Origin of the sequence: Streptomyces sp. NPDC052043, assembly GCF_044548235.1 — a bacterium.
In the GTDB taxonomy this organism is placed as follows: Bacteria; Actinomycetota; Actinomycetes; order Streptomycetales; family Streptomycetaceae; genus Streptomyces.
The window spans coordinates 172,074-188,673 of sequence record NZ_JBIUBT010000001.1; the positions used below are offsets into that span (position 1 = coordinate 172,074).

Annotated in this window: 14 protein-coding genes; 7 read left to right on the forward strand and 7 right to left on the reverse strand. The window is 71.7% G+C overall.

Going from position 1 to position 16,600, the window contains the following annotated elements; translation table 11 throughout:
• Window positions 1–188: 188 nt before the first annotated feature.
• From ACIHCX_RS00720 to ACIHCX_RS00750, 7 genes are all read left to right on the forward strand, one after another.
• Window positions 189–542, forward strand: a complete 354-nt coding sequence (locus ACIHCX_RS00720) for a histidine triad nucleotide-binding protein (protein ID WP_400025263.1) — start codon at window positions 189–191, stop codon at window positions 540–542.
• 6 nt (window positions 543–548) lie between these two features.
• Entirely contained in the window at window positions 549–1,454 is a 906-nt protein-coding gene (locus tag ACIHCX_RS00725; RefSeq protein ID WP_400025264.1) for a ribonuclease Z, read from the forward strand.
• A 20-nt stretch (window positions 1,455–1,474) separates the two neighbouring features.
• Window positions 1,475–2,467, forward strand: a complete 993-nt coding sequence (locus tag ACIHCX_RS00730) for an adenosine deaminase (protein ID WP_400025266.1) — start codon at window positions 1,475–1,477, stop codon at window positions 2,465–2,467.
• Window positions 2,468–2,661: 194 nt separating this feature from the next.
• On the forward strand, window positions 2,662–3,627 hold the full coding sequence (locus tag ACIHCX_RS00735) for a 5-dehydro-4-deoxyglucarate dehydratase (RefSeq protein WP_400026554.1): 966 nt from the start codon (window positions 2,662–2,664) through the stop codon (window positions 3,625–3,627).
• Window positions 3,624–4,913: a glucarate dehydratase family protein gene (locus ACIHCX_RS00740; protein ID WP_400025267.1), complete on the forward strand. Its 1,290-nt coding sequence runs from the start codon at window positions 3,624–3,626 to the stop codon at window positions 4,911–4,913. The genes ACIHCX_RS00735 and ACIHCX_RS00740 overlap by 4 nt, the downstream gene beginning before the upstream one ends.
• A 168-nt stretch (window positions 4,914–5,081) precedes the next feature.
• Window positions 5,082–6,203 carry a carbohydrate kinase family protein gene (locus ACIHCX_RS00745; RefSeq protein ID WP_400026556.1) on the forward strand — a complete coding sequence of 374 codons (1,122 nt, stop codon included), beginning with the start codon at window positions 5,082–5,084 and terminating at the stop codon, window positions 6,201–6,203.
• Window positions 6,204–6,429: 226 nt separating this feature from the next.
• The gene (locus ACIHCX_RS00750; RefSeq protein ID WP_400025268.1) at window positions 6,430–8,535 is read left to right on the forward strand and encodes a glycoside hydrolase family 31 protein; all 2,106 of its coding nucleotides are present in this window, start codon (window positions 6,430–6,432) and stop codon (window positions 8,533–8,535) included.
• Between the two features lie 57 nt (window positions 8,536–8,592).
• On the opposite strand, the gene era is transcribed toward ACIHCX_RS00750, so the two are convergent.
• The 7 genes from era to ACIHCX_RS00785 all read right to left on the reverse strand — a co-directional run bounded on the left by era (window position 8,593) and on the right by ACIHCX_RS00785 (window position 16,599).
• Window positions 8,593–9,546 carry a GTPase Era gene (gene era / locus ACIHCX_RS00755; protein WP_400025270.1) on the reverse strand — a complete coding sequence of 318 codons (954 nt, stop codon included), beginning with the start codon at window positions 9,544–9,546 and terminating at the stop codon, window positions 8,593–8,595.
• A gap of 143 nt (window positions 9,547–9,689) precedes the next feature.
• Window positions 9,690–11,378, reverse strand: a complete 1,689-nt coding sequence (locus tag ACIHCX_RS00760) for an LCP family protein (protein ID WP_400025272.1) — start codon at window positions 11,376–11,378, stop codon at window positions 9,690–9,692.
• Between the two features lie 295 nt (window positions 11,379–11,673).
• Complete coding sequence (locus tag ACIHCX_RS00765; protein ID WP_400025274.1) at window positions 11,674–12,036, reverse strand: cytidine deaminase; 363 nt, start codon at window positions 12,034–12,036, stop codon at window positions 11,674–11,676.
• Between the two features lie 133 nt (window positions 12,037–12,169).
• The gene (locus ACIHCX_RS00770; protein WP_400025275.1) at window positions 12,170–13,480 is read right to left on the reverse strand and encodes a hemolysin family protein; all 1,311 of its coding nucleotides are present in this window, start codon (window positions 13,478–13,480) and stop codon (window positions 12,170–12,172) included.
• An 8-nt stretch (window positions 13,481–13,488) separates the two neighbouring features.
• Window positions 13,489–13,986 carry an rRNA maturation RNase YbeY gene (gene ybeY / locus ACIHCX_RS00775; protein WP_400025276.1) on the reverse strand — a complete coding sequence of 166 codons (498 nt, stop codon included), beginning with the start codon at window positions 13,984–13,986 and terminating at the stop codon, window positions 13,489–13,491.
• A gap of 12 nt (window positions 13,987–13,998) precedes the next feature.
• Window positions 13,999–15,090 carry a PhoH family protein gene (locus ACIHCX_RS00780; RefSeq protein WP_400025278.1) on the reverse strand — a complete coding sequence of 364 codons (1,092 nt, stop codon included), beginning with the start codon at window positions 15,088–15,090 and terminating at the stop codon, window positions 13,999–14,001.
• A 144-nt stretch (window positions 15,091–15,234) separates the two neighbouring features.
• On the reverse strand, window positions 15,235–16,599 hold the full coding sequence (locus ACIHCX_RS00785) for a GH1 family beta-glucosidase (protein WP_400025280.1): 1,365 nt from the start codon (window positions 16,597–16,599) through the stop codon (window positions 15,235–15,237).
• Between the last annotated feature and the right edge of the window lies 1 nt (window position 16,600).

Below are 16,600 nucleotides of genomic sequence, written 5' to 3' on the forward strand. Positions count from 1 at the left end.
GCCGTTTTGCGCTGCTCTGCCGCCCCCGGGGGGGGGGGGGCCCGCCGCCGGCCCCCCCCCCCCCCCCGGCGCCGCGCGGGGGCGGGGGGGGGGGGGGGGGGCGGCCCCCCCCCCCCCCACCCCGCTGGGTCTCGCCGCCCTGGATACCATGCCCCCGTACTCGACCAACCCGGCGTGAGGAGCACCGCATGGCAGGGGAACCCCAGGGCGACTGCCTGTTCTGCAAGATCGTCGCGGGACAGGTCCCGGCCACGATCGTCCGCGAGACGGAGACGACCGTCGCCTTCCGCGACATCAACCCCCAGGCGCCGACCCATGTCCTGGTGATCCCCAAGGCGCACTACAAGGACGCCGCCGCCCTCGCCGCCGAGGCCCCCGGGCTCGCCGCGGACGTCCTGCGCGAGACGCAGGCGATCGCCGACGAGGACAAGCTGGACAGCTACCGCATCGTGTTCAACACCGGTTCCGGCGCGGGCCAGACCGTCTGGCACGCCCATGCCCACGTGCTCGGCGGCCGCGGCCTCCAGTGGCCCCCCGGATAGCCCGCCGTGTCCGCCCGTGAACTGGTCGTCCTCGGTACCGCCAGCCAGGTGCCCACCCGGCACCGCAACCACAACGGCTATCTGCTGCGCTGGGACGGCGAGGGCATCCTGTTCGACCCCGGCGAGGGCACGCAACGCCAGATGCTGCGCGCCGGGGTCGCGGCGCACGACCTGAACCGGATCTGCGTCACCCACTTCCACGGCGACCACAGCCTCGGCCTGGCCGGGGTGATCCAGCGGATCAACCTCGACCAGGTGCCGCACGGGATCACCGCCCACTACCCGCGCTCCGGCAAGCGCTTCTTCGACCGCCTGCGGTACGCCACCGCCTACCGCGAGACGGTCGAGCTCACCGAGGCCCCGGTCGACGCGGACGGCGTCCTCGCGACCACCCCGGCGTACACCCTCGAGGCCCGCCGGCTCTCCCACCCGGTGGAGTCCTTCGGCTACCGGCTCGTCGAGCCGGACGGGCGCCGCATGCTGCCCGAGCGGCTCGCCGCGCACGGGATCAAGGGCCCGGACGTGGGCCGCCTCCAGCGCGAGGGCTCCCTGGACGGGGTGCCGCTGGAGGCCGTCAGCGAGGTGCGGCGCGGACAGCGGTTCGCGTTCGTCATGGACACCCGGCTGTGCGAGGGCGTGCACGCGCTCGCCGAGGGCTGCGACCTGCTGGTCATCGAGTCGACCTTCCTCGACGAGGACGAGCGACTCGCCGTCGAGTACGGCCACCTGACGGCCGGGCAGGCGGCGCGGGTGGCGCGGGACGCGGGCGTGCGGCATCTGGTGCTCACCCACTTCAGCCAGCGCTACACCGAGTCCGGGGACTTCGAGCGGCAGGCGCGGGCGGCCGGGTTCGACGGCGAGCTGACCGTGGCGTACGACCTGCTCAGGGTGTCGGTTCCGAAACGGCGCTGACCAGGTCGTACGATGCTCTGATGCCCCTGCCGAAAGCCGAACTGCACCTGCACATCGAAGGCACCCTGGAGCCCGAGCTGGCTTTCCGGCTGGCCGCGCGCAACGGTGTCGAGCTGCCGTACGCGGACACCGACGCGCTCGGCAAGGCCTACCGGTTCGAGGACCTCCAGTCCTTCCTGAACCTGTACTACGAACTCATGGCCGTCCTGCGCACCGAGCAGGACTTCGAGGACCTGGCCGACGCCTATCTCGCGCGTGCCGCCGCGCAGGGTGTGCGGCACGCGGAGATCTTCTTCGACCCGCAGGCCCACCTGGCCCGGGGCGTCGGCATGGGCACGGTCGTCGAGGGGCTGTGGCGGGCGCTGGCGCGCAGCCAGGAGCGGCACGGCGTGTCCACCCACCTGATCATGTGCTTCCTGCGCGACGAGTCCGCCGAGTCGGCCATGGAGACGCTCGACGCCGCCAAGCCGTACCTCGACCGGATCGTGGGCGTCGGCCTGGACTCGGCCGAGGTGGGGCACCCGCCGGCGAAGTTCCGCGAGGTGTACGAGGCCGCCGCCGCCCTCGGGCTGCGCCGGGTGGCGCACGCCGGGGAGGAGGGCCCGCCGGAGTACATCAGGCAGGCCCTCGACGCGCTCGGCGTCGAGCGCGTCGACCACGGGCTGCGCTGCATGGAGGACCCGGAGCTGGTCGCCCGCCTGGTGCGCGACCGGATCCCGCTGACCCTGTGCCCCCTGTCGAACGTCCGCCTCCGCGCGGTCGACACCCTGGCCGACCACCCGCTGCCCGCCATGCTGGACGCCGGCCTGCTGTGCACGGTCAACTCCGACGACCCGGCCTACTTCGGCGGCTACGTCGGCGAGAACTTCCACGCCGTACGCGACGCCCTGGGGCTGAGCAAGGACCGGCTGCGCGAACTGGCCCGCAACTCCTTTCTCGCCTCCTTCCTGGAACACGACGAGGAGCGGCGCCGGCGGTACCTCGCCGAGGTCGAGGCGTACGAGTTCCCGTAGGTCCCCGCCGAACCCGTCACCCCCGCATGCGCCGGGCGCCCCGTGCGCCCGGCGCATGCGCGCTTTCCGGCCGCACACCGCGGCGCACGGGCGGGTTTCGCGGGGCCAACGACGTTCCCACGCAGGCCCGTTGACGCGGCATGTTCGCGTTTCTAAACTCCGTTCCCATACATGGATGGCGTCTATGTGGGGAGCTGGCCAAGGTGAGTCCGGAGACGAACACCGCGGGTCCGTCCGATGTGGTGCGCAGACTGCGGGACGGGATGGCGGGCGGCGTGCTGTCCTTCCCGCTGACCGCCTTCCACGACGACGGCTCGCTCGACCCCGACGGCAGCCGCGCCTACCTGGCGGCCCAGCTCGCCACCGCACCCGGCGCCGTCTTCCCGGCCTGCGGCACCGGCGAGTTCTTCTCCCTGGACGAGGACGAGTACCGCCAGGTCGTCTCGATCGCCGTCGAGGAGGCGGCGGGCCGGGTGCCCGTGGTGGCGGGCGCCGGGTACGGCTGGGCGCAGGCCGCACGGTTCGCGCGGATCGCCGAGGAGGCCGGCGCCGACGCGCTGCTCGTCCTGCCGCACTACCTCGTCACCGCCCCGCAGGACGGTCTGGCCGCCCAGCTCGAACAGCTCGCGGCCCGCACCCGGCTGCCGCTCATCGCCTACCAGCGCGAACAGGTGGCGTACCGCCTGGAGACGTTCCGGCGCATCGCGCGGATCCCCTCGCTCATCGGCCTCAAGGACGGCCGCAGCGACCTCGACGCCCTCCAGCGGCTCACCCTCGCCGCCCCCGAGGGCTTCCTGTTCTTCAACGGCGCCCCCACCGCCGAGATGCAGGCCCGCGCCTACGCCGCCGTCGGCGTCCGCGCCTACTCCTCCGCCGTCCACGCCTTCGCCCCGGAGATCGCCAACGCCTTCTTCGCCGCGCTGCGGTCCGGCGACGGCGGCTCCGCCGACAAGCTGCTGCGCGACTTCTACGTCCCCTTCGTCGAACTGCGCGACCGGGCACCCGGATACTCCGTGTCCCTGGTGAAGGCGGCCGCCCGGCTGCGCGGGCGCCCCGTCGGACCCGTACGGGCCCCGCTCACCGACCCCTCACCCGCCGACCTGGCCGACCTGAGGGAACTGCTGTCCGCCGGACTCGACATGGTGGGAGCCGCCCTGTGACCCGCGACCTCACCGTCACCGAGGTACGGCTGACCCCGATCCTGGTCGCCGACCCGCCGCTGCTGAACACCCAGGGCGTCCACCAGCCGTACACGCCCCGCCTGATCGTGGAGGTGGTGACGGCCGACGGGATCACCGGATACGGCGAGACCTACGGCGACACCAAGTACCTGGAGCTGGCCCGCCCGCTCGCCGACCGGCTGACGGGACACCGGATCACCGATCTGAACGCCCTGTTCGCCCTCGACGTCGCCGTGGACGCCTCCCGGGTGGAGAACGCCGTGGACGTCGGCGGGCTGCGCGGCGTCCAGACCGCCGACAAACTGCGCCTGTCCGTCCTGTCCGGCTTCGAGGTCGCCTGCCTGGACGCCCTCGGCAAGGCGCTCGGCCTGCCCGTGCACGCGCTGCTCGGCGGCAAGGTGCGGGACTCCGTGGAGTACAGCGCCTACCTCTTCTACAAGTGGGCCGCGCATCCGGACGGCGTCGCCTGCGAGAAGGACGACTGGGGCGCCGCCCTCGACCCGGCGGGGGTGGTGGAGCAGGCGCGCAGGTTCACCGAGCGCCACGGCTTCACCTCCTTCAAGCTCAAGGGCGGCGTCTTCCCGCCCCAGGAGGAGATCGCCGCCGTACGGGCCCTGGCGGAGGCCTTCCCGGGACACCCGCTGCGCCTGGACCCCAACGGGGCCTGGTCGGTGGAGACCTCGCTGGAGGTGGCCCGGGAACTCGGGGACGTCCTGGAGTACCTGGAGGACCCCACCCTCGGCACCCCGGCCATGGCCGAGGTGGCGGCCCGCGCCGGTGTGCCGTTGGCCACCAACATGTGCGTGACGACCTTCGCCGAGATCAAGGAGGCGTTCACCTCGAACGCGGTCCAGGTGCTGCTCTCCGACCACCACTACTGGGGCGGCCTGCGCAACACCCAGCACCTGGCGGCCCTGTGCGCCGCCTTCGGCGTCGGCGTGTCCATGCACTCCAACACCCACCTGGGGATCAGCCTGGCCGCGATGACCCACGTGGCGTCCACCGTGCCCGGCCTCCACCACGCCTGCGACAGCCACTATCCCTGGCAGTCGGAGGACGTCCTGACCGAACGGCTCACCTTCGACGGCGGCCGGATCACCGTCCCCGACGCCCCCGGGCTCGGCGTCGAACTCGACCGGGACAGGCTGGCCTTCCTGCACCGCCGCTGGGCCGAGGACGACGGCCGCCTGCGGGACCGGGACGACGCGGCGGCGATGCGCGTCGCCGAACCGGGCTGGACCGCGCCGCCGACCCCCCGCTGGTAGACGCGGCCGCGCTCCCCGGCGCGAGCGCCGACGCGTCGTCGGCGCTCTGGTGCACACTGGCCGGACCAGCACCACGTCAGGGAGCGCACCGTGACCGCGTCCAACACGTCCGCCGGAACGGGACCGGAGGGCCGGGAGCACCCGGAGGACCCGGAGGGCCGGGAGTACATCGTCGGGGCACCGCACGTCCACGTCGAACCCCCGGTCGACCCGCTGGCCGGACTGCGCTCGGCGGACGACCCGCCCTGGGACGTGTACCTCACGGGCACCGTCTTCCTCGACATCGTCTTCACCGGACTCGAATCCGCCCCGGTGCGCGGGACCGAGTCCTGGGCACGCGGGATGGGGTCGAGCCCCGGCGGGGTGGCCAACATGGCGACCGCGCTGGCCCGCCTGGGACTGCGGACGTCCCTGGCGGCGGCCTTCGGCGACGACCACTACGGCGACTACTGCTGGGACGCGCTGGAACAGGGCGAGGGCATCGACCTGTCTCCGTCCGGCACCGTGCCAGGCTGGCACTCCCCGGTCACCGTCTCCATGGCCTACGAGGGCGAGCGCACCATGGTCTCGCACGGCCACGAGCCGCCCCCGGAGGCCGTGTTCCTCCAGGAGGGCGTCCCGGAGTGCCGGCCCCGCGCGCGGGCCGCCGTGGCCTCCCTGACACCGGGCCGGCGCTCCCCGTGGATCGCCCAGGCCGCGGGCGAGGGCACGCGCGTCTTCGGGGACGTCGGCTGGGACGACACCGGCGCCTGGGACCTGGCGGGCCTGGCCGACCTGGAGCACTGCGAGGCGTTCCTGCCCAACGCCGAGGAGGCGATGCGCTACACGGGCACGGACTGCCCGCGCGCCGCCGCGCACGCGCTCACCGCGTTCGTACCGCTCGCGGTGGTCACCCTCGGCGCCGAGGGCGCCTTCGCGGTCGACCGGCGCACGGGGGAGAGCGCCGAGGTGCCCGCCATCGCGGTGGAGGCTTTGGACCCGACCGGCGCGGGCGACGTCTTCGTGGCCGGCTTCGTCACCGGCACCCTGGCCGGCTGGCCGCTGGCCGACCGCCTCGCCTTCGCCGGCCTCACCGCCGCCCTGTCGGTGCAGGAGTTCGGCGGCTCCCTGTCGGCCCCCGGCTGGTCCGAGATCGCCGCCTGGTGGCGCCGGGTCCAGTCGGTCGAGGGCCAGGACCCGGCGGCCCTGCGGCGGTACGCGTTCCTGGAGGACCTGGTACCCGAGGTGAGCGTCGAGCCGTGGCCGCGGCGCCGGGCCGTGCCGACCATCGGCTTCCGTCGGCCGGCGTGACCGGCGCGACGATCGCGCGTCGAGGCGTCCACCGCGGCGCGTTCTGTGCGTTCAGTGCGTCCAGCGCATTCGGCGGATCTGGTGGATCCGGCTGATTCCGCCACGGCGTTCCGGCCGGGAACGGTCGTTGACAGGCGACGTCCGCCGCCCGATCATCGGCCCGACCGAGCACGGTGGGGCAAGCGGCCACCGGGCTCCCGACTCCCTTCGGCGAAGGACACGCGTCGTGCGCAGACCATCACGCAGACTCGGAGTGCTCCTCGCCGTTTCCGGCCTTGTCCTCGCGCTGCCCGTCGCGTTGACCGCGCCGGAACCGGCCCAGGCGCGGACACGGACCGGGACCGCGGCCGGCCGTCACGCGCCCCGTCTCACCCACTCGGCGGACCGGCTCACCCTGACCGTACCGGCGGACCGCACCACTCCCGGATACACATTACGGGTGACGAGGAATCAACTCGGCTTGACGACGGGACGTTCGGGCGGCACGGTCCTCGCCACCGCGGGCGGCGCCACCGGCGCACTGCGCTTCCAGACCGCCGGCGGCTGGCAGCACGCCACCCGCGTCACCGACTGGACCTGGAAGAACGGCACGCTCACCGTCACCGCCGCCACGACGGCGCCCGGCGCCACCGTACGGGCCCGTATCACCCCGGCCGCCGACCGCTACCGGCTCGACTGGCAGGTCCTCGGCACCGCACCCGAGCGCCTCGGCCTCGCCTACGACCTGTCGTCCGCCGGCCACTGGTACGGCCACGGCGAGACCCGGACCCCGCACGGCGGACCCGCCACCGACCAGCCCTGGCCGCTCGACAGCGGGCAGGTCGCCGACCCGGCCTTCGGGCCCGCCTCCTACTACATGGTCGACCCGTTCTGGTACACGTCCTCGGCGGCCGGACTGCACGTGGACACCGGGCGCGTCATGAACGTGGCCGTCAACCAGGACGAGGACGGCCTCGGCCGCTTCGACATCGAGTCCGCGGGCCCCTACAAGGCCACGGTCTTCGTCGAGTCCACGCCGCTGGAGGTCTACCGCGACTACGTCGGCGTCGTGGGCAGGCCGGACAAGAGCGACGCCACCCGGCGGCAGTTCGCCGAGCCGGTGTGGAACTCGTGGGCGCAGTTCTACACCCACGTCGACCAGGCGCGGCTCCTCGGCTACGCCCAGGACCTGCACGACCACGGGATCACCGGGCACACGCTCCAGCTCGACGACCGGTGGGAGTCCGACTACGGGAACCTGACCTTCGACCCGAAGGCCTACCCGGACCCCGGGGCGATGTCCCGCCGGATCCACGACCTCGGCTTCGACTTCGGCCTCTGGGTGACGCTGTGGATCAACCTGGACTCCGACCAGTACCGGTACGCCGCCGACCACGGCTATCTGCTCGGCGCCGCCACCGATCCCGCCGAGCCGTGCCGGGTCACCTGGTGGAACGGCACCGCCGGCATCGTCGACCTCGCCAACCCGGAGGCCAGGGCCTGGTACGAGGGCCGGCTCCGGGGCCTGATGCGCACCTACGGCGTCGACGGGCTGAAGTTCGACACCCGCTTCTTCGACGAGCGGTGCGTTCCGCGTGCCGGCCACCAGCCCACCGACTACCAGCGCCTGGGCGCGCAGCTCGCCGACGAGTTCGACCTCCAGGGCGTCGGCATCCGCGTCCACTGGGACACCACCGCGCACCGGGCCGGGTTCGTCACCCGTCAGCTGGACAAGGGCACCGGCTGGGACTCCCTGCGGGCCGCCGTGACGCAGAACCTCGCCCTCTCCACCATCGGCTACCCCTTCGTCACCACCGACATGATCGGCGGCTCCGGCGGTCAGCCCGCCCCCACCAAGCAGGTCCTGGTCCGCTGGGCCCAGGCCGCGTCGCTGATGCCGCTCATGTACGCCTCCACGTCCCCCGTCGAGACCGTCGACGTGACGACCGGCGGGAAGGTGGTGTACGACGCGCAGACCGCCGTCCTGTACCGCGAGGCCATCGCCCGCCACGGCCGTCTCGCGTCCTACCTCGGCGACCAGGTCCGGCACACGCTGAGCACCGGCGACCCCATCATGCGCCCGCTCTTCTTCGACTTCCCGCACGACGGGCAGGCGTACACGATCACCGACGAGTGGATGCTGGGCCCCGCGGTCCTGGCGGCCCCGCAACTGGCCGACGCCGTCAGCCGATCCGTCCACCTTCCCGCGGGCACCTGGTACGACGTGGCCCGCGCCCGAACCCTGCACGGCCCGCAGACCATCCCGGCCTACCCCACCCCCCTGAACGCCATCCCGGTCTTCGTCAACCTGAAGGCGAAGGACGCGAAGAAGGTCCTACGAGCCCTGCGCTGACCCCTACAGGAAAGCGGGGTCCGAGCTCCGAGAGGGACCCCGCGGCGAACCGAGCCGTCAGAAGCCGAGGCGGCGCAACTGCTTGGGGTCCCGCTGCCAGTCCTTGGCGACCTTCACATGAAGGTCGAGGAACACCGGCGTCCCCAGCAACGCCTCGATGTGCTTGCGGGACTTGATCCCGACCTCCTTCAGCCGCTTGCCCTTGGGGCCGATGATGATCCCCTTCTGGCTCGGCCGCTCGATGAACACGTTGGCGTGGATGTCGAGAAGCGGCCGGTCCGCCGGGCGGTCCTCGCGGGGCAGCATCTCCTCCACCACGACCGCGATGGAGTGGGGCAGCTCGTCCCGCACCCCCTCCAGCGCCGCCTCCCGGATCAGCTCGGCCACCATGACCTGCTCGGGCTCGTCCGTGAGATCGCCCTCGGGGTAGAGCGCGGGCCCCTCCGGCAGCAGCGGGACGAGCAGATCGGCCAGCAGGTCCACCTGCTGGTTCGCCGTCGCCGACACCGGCACGATCTCCGCCCAGGTGATTCCCAGCTCCTCGCCCAGCCGGTCGATCGCGATCAGCTGCTCGGCGAGCGTCTTGGAGTCCACCAGGTCCGTCTTGGTGACGATCGCGACCTTGGGCGTCTTCTTGATCCCGGCCAGCTCCTTCGCGATGAACCGGTCACCGGGCCCGAGCTTCTGGTCGGCCGGCAGGCAGAAGCCGATCACGTCGACCTCGGCCCACGTGGTCCGCACGACGTCGTTCAGCCGTTCCCCCAGCAGCGTGCGCGGCTTGTGCAGCCCCGGTGTGTCCACCAGGATCAGCTGCGCGTCCGGGCGGTGGACGATGCCCCGCACGGTGTGCCGCGTCGTCTGCGGCCGGTTCGAGGTGATCGCCACCTTCTGCCCGACCAGAGCGTTCGTGAGGGTGGACTTGCCCGCGTTGGGACGGCCCACGAAGCAGGCGAAGCCCGCCCGGTGGACAGTCTCTGCCGGCTGCTCGGATGACTGGGTACGAACGCTCATGGCGCCCATTCTCCCTGATCGACAAGGCCCGTCTGTACCACCGGCGGCACGGGCCGCCCGGGCCGAGGACCCGGCCGGGGCGGCCCGTGCTCAGTCGGCGAGGCCCAGCCCTGGGCAGCCACGACGTGGCCATATCGGCCGGGCTACTTCTCGCACATCTTCTCGTCGGCCCGGGACTGTTTCACGTCGACCTTCTTCGGCGGGGCGATGGGGACACCCGCCTTCTTGAAGTCGGGGCCGAGGGTGAGCGTCATCGCCTCCGTCTCGGCGGCGTCCGTCGTGCCGAGCTTGAGGGCCGAGGCGGGCAGGCCCATCAGGTCGGCGAGCTTGCGGGCCTGATCGGCCTGGTTCGGCGCGTACTCCAGCCGCGTCCTGTCGACTTCGGCCGGGGCGTTGCCCTTGTTCGTGGACCTGGCCACACCCTCGCCGGTCTGCAGCCAGGCCAGGGTCTCCTGCGCGGCACCCTGCGGGCCGCCGCCGTTGAGAATGTCCACGCGTATCTCGGACGCCTCGGCCCGCGGGCCCTTGAGGAGCGCTTCCTGCTTGTCCTTGGCGTTCTTCTTTTTCTTCTTCACCTCGGTGAAGGAGACGTCGTTCTGCATCATGCTGAAGACCTTCGGGGCCTCCACCGGGTCCAGTACGACGGTGACGGGCGTGGGCTCGTCCGGGTTGTCGATCACCGGCACCGTCATCAGGGTGATGTTCTTCAGATCGATCTTGGTGAGTTCCCTGGCGAGGGTGAGCAGCTTGCTGGGGCTGCCTATGCCCTTGTCGACGGTGAGGGACTTGGTGGCCGCGTCGGCGACGTCGAGCATCTTCGACGGGCTGTCCAGCGTGTCCTCCTTCAGCTGGCGGATCATCGACGCGACGAACTTCTGCTGCATCTCGATCCGGTCCAGGTCGCTCTCGTTCTTGAGGCCGTGCCGGTTGCGGAGGAACGACAGCGCGGCCTCGCCCTGGATCGTGCTCTCCCCAGCCGGTAGATCAAGTTTGGACCCGCCGCTCACGTCCTTGATGGGCTCCGTCAGGCACACCTTGACACCGCCGACCGCCGTGGACAGCGTCTTGACCGCGTTGAAATCGAACATCATGAAGTGGTCGACCTGGAGGCCGGAGATCTTCCCGACTGTGAGCATGGTGCAGCCTGGGTCGCGGCTGTTCACCCCGTAGGACTCGTTGAATTTGGTGGTGGTCGTCGAGCCGGGGATGGCCTTGGTCGAACCGTCGGACTGTTTCGCCTCGCAGTCCGGGATCTTGACCATGAGGTCCCGGGGGATGCTCACCACGGTCGCGTTGGTGCGGTCCTCCGAGACGTGAAAGAGCAGTGTGGTGTCGGCGTGGCCGGTGACGTTGTCCCGGTTGCCGTAGCTCTCGTTGCCCTCACCGGTGCGGACATCGTTGCCGATGATCAGGATGTTGGCCGGCCCGTCCGCCAGGACCTTGTCACTGCCCACGTCACCGATGTCAACGGTGTTGATGTTGCCGGAGAGGCGGTCGTACCAGTAATACGCGAACGCCGAGCCGGCAACGAGGACCAGGCCCAGGGCACCTCCCGTCCACATCAGCGCCTTCTTCTTACCCCTCTTCTTCTGCTGCCTGCGCCGGCCAGGGCCGGACGTGTCGTCCGGAGCGGGTGCAGCACGGCGGCCGCGCTGGGCGGGGACGCGGGCGGAGGCGGCGGAACCGGGGCGGGGGGCACTGCGCGGGCGGAGTTCCTTCGGCTGCTCCGGGGAACTGTCCAGTCGCAGTTCGTATTCGCCGGTCTCCGGGTTGAGTAACCACTGGTCGGCAGGATCGGTTGCGTCCGCTTGCCCACGACTGTGTGCGTCCACGATCGTTCAAGTCCTCCGCCGGATAGCACATCGGCCGCCTGCGCCCTCAAGACGCCCTGTTGTTCGACGCGTTACGTTATCCGACCCATTCGGGGATGCGGTGACGTGGCGGCGAAATCGGCAAGGGCCGGATAGATCCCGAATCGGGCACAGCGTGCGACCTCTGCCCTTCACGACGCGAGGACGGCGTAGGCGGCGCTGGACGCCGTGGCCGGCGACGAGAGCGTGACCGGCATCCGCGTCGACGGCGGTCTGACGGCCCACCGCACCGTCCAGGAGGCCTCCGGGGCCGGCCTCAGCCGTCCTCGCCCGCCGGCAGTGTGAGCCGGACGGTGCCGTCCGGGCCGGCCAGCAGGACCGGCGTTCCGGCGCCGCCCAGGTCCCGTACGGCGGCCCGGTCCTCCGGGGCGATGCCCTCCGCCTCGCTGACCACCGCGGCCGCCTCCAAGGACGTCGCCCCGGACGCGACGGCCATCGCCACCGCCGTCCGCAGGGCGCTCAGCTTCAGTGAGGCGAGGTGCACCGACCCGGCGACATACGTACGTCCCGTCTCGTCCCGTACGGCGGCGCCCTCCGGCACACCGTTGCGGGCCCGGGCCGAACGGGCCAGGGTGACGATCTTGAGGTCCTCGGGATCAAGCGCGTTGGTCTCGGTCATGCCCCGAGCATAGGAGCCGCCCCGGTGGCCGCCGAGATCACCCCGGCGGCTGCCGGATCACCCCGGCGGCAGCGGAGCCCGGGTGCTCACGCCGGGTCGAGGCGGAGCCGGTCCGCGCGCGGCCCCTCGGGGCTCACTCCGGCTTCCGTCCCCCGTCCCCGGCGGGCGCCGCCGGGCCCACCGGCTCCGCGAGCACGGTCACGATCTTGTTCCGGCGGCCGGCCGCGGCCTCCGCGGTCAGCCGCAGCTCCCGGCCGTCGGGCAGCTCCACGACCGACGACGCGCCCGCGATGGGAACCCGGCCCAGGGCCTTGGCGAGCAGTCCGCCGACGGTCTCCACGTCCTCGTCGTCATACTCCTCCAGGCCGTACAGCTCGCCCAGGTCCGTGATGTCCAGGCGCGCGGTGACGCGGTAGCGGTCGTCGCCGAGCGCCTCCACCGGCGGCAGCTCGCGGTCGTACTCGTCGGTGATCTCGCCGACGATCTCCTCGAGGATGTCCTCGATGGTGACGATGCCGGCCGTGCCGCCGTACTCGTCGATGACGACGGCGACGTGGTTGCGTTCCTTCTGCATCTCGCGCAGCAGGTCGTCGGCGTTCTTCGTGTCCGGCACGAAGACGGCCGGACGCATCGCCGTCGACACCAGCTCGCTCTCGGCGTCCCGGTTGATGTGCGTCTTGCGGGCCAGGTCCTTCAGATAGACGATCCCGACGATGTCGTCCTCGCTCTCGCCGGTGACCGGGATCCGGGAGAAGCCGGAGCGCAGCGCCAGCGTGAGGGCCTGGCGGATGGTCTTGTAGCGCTCGATCACCACCAGGTCGGTGCGCGGCACCATGACCTCGCGCACGAGGGTGTCGCCCAGCTCGAAGACCGAGTGCACCATGCGCCGCTCCTCGTCCTCGATCAGCGACTCCTGCTCGGCCAGGTCGACCATGGCGCGCAGTTCCGCCTCGGAGGCGAACGGGCCGCGCCGGAACCCCTTGCCGGGGGTCAGCGCGTTGCCGATGAGGATCAGCAGCGACGGGATCGGGCCCAGCACCCGTGCGAGCGGCACCAGCACGTACGCCGCGGCGGTCGCCGTGTTCAGCGGGTGCTGGCGGCCGATGGTGCGCGGGGAGACCCCGACGGCCACGTACGAGACGAGCACCATGACCGCGATGGCGATCACCAGTGCCTGGCCCGTGCCGGAGAACGCCTCCAGGCAGGCGTAGGTGATCAGCGCCGCCGCCGCCATCTCGCACGTCACGCGCACCAGCAGCGCCAGGTTGAGGTAGCGGGTCGGGTCGGCGGCGACCTGGGCCAGCTTGGCGCTGCCGCGGCGGCCCGACTTCACGGCCTCCTCGGCACGGAAGCTGGACACCCGTGCCAGGCCCGCCTCCGCGCAGGCGGCGAGCCAGGCGACGACGACGAGCGCGATCGCGCCGACGACGATCTGAGGGCTCATGGGCGGGCTTACGAGACGGTGGGTGCCGGGGACGGGCCGCGCAGGCCACGCTCCGCGCGCCAGCCGTCCACGATCGCTGCCTGAAGACCGAACATCTCGACCTTCTCGTCCGGCTCCTCGTGGTCGTAGCCGAGCAGGTGCAGCACGCCGTGGACGGTGAGCAGCTGGAGCTCCTCGTCCATGGAGTGCTGCGTCGGGGCCTCGGCCCCCTGCTTCGCGGCGACCTCGGGACACAGCACGATGTCCCCGAGGAGGCCCTGCGGGGGCTCTTCGTCGTCCTTGGACGGCGGCCGCAGCTCGTCCATCGGGAAGGACATGACGTCCGTGGGCCCCGGCAGGTCCATCCACTGGACGTGCAGCTGCTCCATGGCGTCGGCGTCCACGACGATCACCGAGAGCTCGGAGAGCGGGTGGATGCGCATGCGGGTGAGTGCGTAGCGGGCGATGTCGAGGATCGCCCGCTCGTCGACCTCGGTTCCCGACTCGTTGTTGACGTCGATCGACATGGTGGTGCTGGTCTACTTCCCCTTGTGCCCGTGTCCGTGCGCGTGCCCGGTCCTGCTGTGGCCGCCGGTCCTGGCCGCGCCGTTCTCGGTGCCGTTCCTGCTGTCGTACTTCTCGTACGCGTCGACGATACGGCCCACGAGCTTGTGCCGTACGACGTCGTGCGACGACAGACGGGAGAAGTGGACGTCCTCGACCCCCTCCAGGATCTCCTGCACCTGCCGCAGCCCGGACTTCTGGCCGTTGGGCAGGTCCACCTGGGTGACGTCACCCGTGATGACGATCTTCGAGTCGAAGCCGAGCCGGGTGAGGAACATCTTCATCTGCTCGGGGCTGGTGTTCTGGGCCTCGTCCAGGATGATGAAGGCGTCGTTGAGGGTGCGGCCGCGCATGTAGGCGAGCGGCGCGACCTCGATCGTGCCCGCCGCCATCAGACGCGGGATGGAGTCCGGGTCGAGCATGTCGTGCAGCGCGTCGTACAGCGGGCGCAGGTACGGGTCGATCTTCTCGTAGAGCGTGCCGGGCAGGAAGCCCAGGCGCTCGCCGGCCTCGACCGCCGGGCGGGTCAGGATGATGCGGTTGACCTGCTTGGACTGCAGGGCCTGCACCGCCTTGGCCATGGCCAGGTAGGTCTTTCCGGTGCCGGCGGGGCCGATGCCGAAGACGACCGTGTGCTTGTCGATCGCGTCGACGTACCGCTTCTGGTTGAGCGTCTTGGGGCGGATCGTGCGGCCGCGCGAGGACAGGATGTTCTGGGTCAGGACCTCGGCGGGGGTCTCGTGGCCGTCGCTCTCGCCGTTCTCGCTCGCCTTGAGCATGGCGATGGAGCGTTCCACTGCGTCCTCCGTCATCGGCTGCCCGGTGCGGAGCACCAGCATCATCTCGTCGAACACGCGCTGGACCAGGGCGACGTCCGCCGGGTCGCCGACCGCGCTGATCTCGTTGCCCCGGACATGGATGTCGGCCCCCGGGAAGGCCTTCTCGATCACGCGCAGGAGAGAGTCGCCGGACCCCAGGACGGTCACCATGGGGTGCTGGGCGGGGACGGTGAACTGTGCTCTGGCCTGCCCCTGCGCGGGGGTCTTGGCTGCGGGTGTCTGAGTCATGGGCCGGCGCTGAAGGCCTGCGGTTCCTCCTCGTCACGGCCGCACAAGTGAGCGCGGCCTCGCGCTTCCAGGGTACGACGGGGGCGCGACAACACCGTAGGACTTTTCGACGACCCCGACGACCTGGACGGTCCCCGGGTGGGATCAGTCCGGTGCGGGGGGTGGGGCGGGCGCCGGTGCCGGGGTCCGCTGGGTTCGGAGCAGGTTCTGGAACCAGTGGTAGGACGCCTTCGGGGTGCGCTTCAGGGTCTCGTAGTCGACGTGCACCAGGCCGAAGCGGCGGGCGAGGCCTTCCGCCCACTCCCAGTTGTCCAGGAGCGACCACACGAAGTAGCCGCGTACGTCCACGCCCGCCTCCAGGGCCTGGTGCAGGGCGCGGACGTGTCCGTCCAGGTAGGCGATGCGGTCCTGGTCGTCGAGGCCCTCGTAGGAGCAACCGTTCTCGGTGATGACGACGGGCGGGAGCCGGTCGCCGTAGCGGTCGCGGAAGCCGGTCAGCAGCTCGGTCAGCCCCTCCGGGACCACCGGCCAGCCGAAGTCCGTGACCGGCCGGCCCTCGATCTCCCGTACCGAGAAGGGAAGTTCGGCGGGCAGCGTGACACCGCCGAACTCGACCTCCGTGCCGCGCGGAGCGCCCACCCGCGTCGGGGCGTAGTAGTTGACGCCGTACCAGTCCAGCGGCTCCGCGATGACCTCCAGATCCGCGTCGACGCCCCCGGAGCCGCCCGGCATCAGCTCGCCCAGCCCCTCGGGGTACCGGCCGAGCAGCAGCGGGTCGGCGAACAGGCGGTGCAGCAGCAGGTCGTAGAAGCCGGCCGCCTCGACGTCCGCCTGCTCCCCGGACGCCGGCCAGACGGGCCCGTGCGAGTTGGCGATGCCGATGTCCGCGGCGCCGGCCGCGCGCAGCGCCCGGACCGCCAGGCCGTGGGCGAGCAGTTGGTGGTGGGCGGCCGGGAGTGCGTCGAACAGCAGCCGCCTGCCCGGCGCGTGCACGCCCAGGGCATGGCCGAGCAGGGTGTGCTCGGCGGGCTCGTTGAGCGTGATCCACTTCGTCACGCGGTCGCCCAGGCGCCCGGCGACCACCGACACGTGGTCGGCGAACCGCGCGGCCGTGTCCCGCTCCAGCCAGTCCAGCCGGGCCGGCAGGTCCCAGTGGAAGAGGGTCGGGACGGGGCGGACGCCGGCCGCGCACAGTTCGTCGACCAGGCGGTCGTAGAAGTCCAGGCCGCCGGGGGAGTTCACCCGGGGCCAGGAGACGGAGAAGCGGTACGCGTCGACGCCGAGGCCGGCCAGCAGCGCCACGTCCTCGCGGTGGCGGTGGTAGTGGTCGCAGGCCACCGCCGCCGTCGAGCCGTCCTTGACCCGCCCCGGCTCGGCCGAGAACGTGTCCCACACGGACGGCTCGCGCAGGTCGGCGGCCCCCTCGATCTGGTGGGCCGAGGTGGACACGCCCCACAGGAAGCCGTCCGGGAACCGGGGCATCGGGTTCGTCGCCATGGGCGGGATCATC